Origin of the sequence: Tropicimonas aquimaris (assembly GCF_042676185.1) — a bacterium.
GTDB classification, from domain to species: domain Bacteria; phylum Pseudomonadota; class Alphaproteobacteria; order Rhodobacterales; family Rhodobacteraceae; genus Tropicimonas; species Tropicimonas aquimaris.
Genome location: NZ_JBHTJT010000069.1, coordinates 1 through 1,512 on the forward strand (window position 1 = coordinate 1; position 1,512 = coordinate 1,512).

Below are 1,512 nucleotides of genomic sequence, written 5' to 3' on the forward strand. Positions count from 1 at the left end.
AGCGGGTGGCCATAACCGGGTCTCAGGTCTCAACAGTGGTTTTGCATGAACCACACCGCCGAGGAGACCGGCTATGACCGCCACCGATACTACCGCCTCGACCTTGATGGTCGCCATCGACATTTCCAAGCATCGCCATGAAGTGTTGATCGGCGTCCCCGGCAAGAAGCGCCGTCGCCGACTGACGATCACGAACGCGCTGGACGACTTTCAGCGCTTGGCCACGGCGCTTTCCAGCTACGATCTGCCGGTGCGGATCGGGTTTGAGGCGACCGGCAACTACCATCGGCCGTTGGCGCACCACCTCGGCCAGGCCGGGTTCGATCTGAAGCTCGTCTCTTCCGTCGGTCTGGCCCGGACGCGTGAAGCCCTGCACAACAGCTGGGACAAGAACGATCCCAAGGACGCCCAGGTCATCCTGCACATGCTCGAGATCGGGGCTGTTCAGTTCTTCCATGATCCGCTTGTAACCGGCACTGCCGACATCCAGGAACTGTCGAAGACCCACGAGATCGTCTCGCGTTCGAAGACCGAGCTGTGGCATCGCATCCTGACCCACTACCTGCCGCTCTACTTTCCCGAGGCCGAACGCTTTCACCGCAGCTCGCGCACCGACTGGTTCCTGGCCTTCCTGGAGAAGTATCCGTCACCACACATGATCTCTGCCATGAGCTGCGAGGCCTTCATCGCCGATGCCTGGCAGGTAGTCGGCCGCAAGGTGTCCAAAGAACGCTTGCTTTCAGATATTTACGCCACGGCGGTTGGCTCCGTGGGATTGCCCGTCCACCCGGACTCCGATGCCGTTCGCATGTTCCGCCTCGTGCTGGCCGAAGGGCGTAGTCTGGTTCGACAGCGCGACGAGATCGAGGCGCGGGCCGTCGAGCTTCTCTCCGATCACCCGGACTACCAGCTCCTGACCACCGTCCCGGGGATCGGCCCGATAAACGCTCTGACCATTCTCGCCGAAGCCGGTGATCTGCGCCGGTTCCGGCACCACCGACAGTTTCTGAAGTTCTGCGGCATGGATCTCGCCACCGTGCAGTCCGGAATGTTCCGCGGCCAGAGCAGGATATCCAAATACGGCAACGCCCGGCTCCGCCGAACCTTCTGGATGGCCGGCCAGGTCGCGGTTCTCAAACGCACCAACAGCTTCCGCGACAAGTTCGAACGCTACATCGCGCGGGATCGACACAACGCCCATCTGCGTCGCAAGGCCTACACCGCAATCGCTGCCAAGATGGCGCGCACCGTACACGCCGTGGTCAAACACGGCGAACCCTATCGCCCCTTCTTCGAGGGGGTGAGCCCAGGCGGAAGGACCCTTGTCTGATAAGAGCCGTGGAGGCAGCTCGCTGACCTCGTAGATAATGTTCAGGTCTTCCGCTTGGGATTTTGGATCTCGTCTTAAGGACGGTGAGGGCCGCCATCGCGCGTACCCTGTGTTTGCTATGGGAGAGACCGCTTCTTGACGGCGGAGACCGCCTGGGCAACCATATCAGGGCATCCGGACAC

General features: G+C 61.7%; 1 protein-coding gene. It reads left to right on the forward strand.

The window, feature by feature from the left end:
• Positions 1–73 precede the first annotated feature (73 nt).
• Positions 74–1,330 carry an IS110 family transposase gene (locus ACFQ2S_RS24755; protein WP_386079421.1) on the forward strand — a complete coding sequence of 419 codons (1,257 nt, stop codon included), beginning with the start codon at positions 74–76 and terminating at the stop codon, positions 1,328–1,330.
• Positions 1,331–1,512 lie beyond the last annotated feature (182 nt).

Excerpts from the sequence above, each read along its gene's own strand:
- ACFQ2S_RS24755 (WP_386079421.1), top strand. The coding sequence starts at position 74 with ATGACCGCCACCGATACTACCGCCTCGACCTTGATGGTCGCCATCGAC.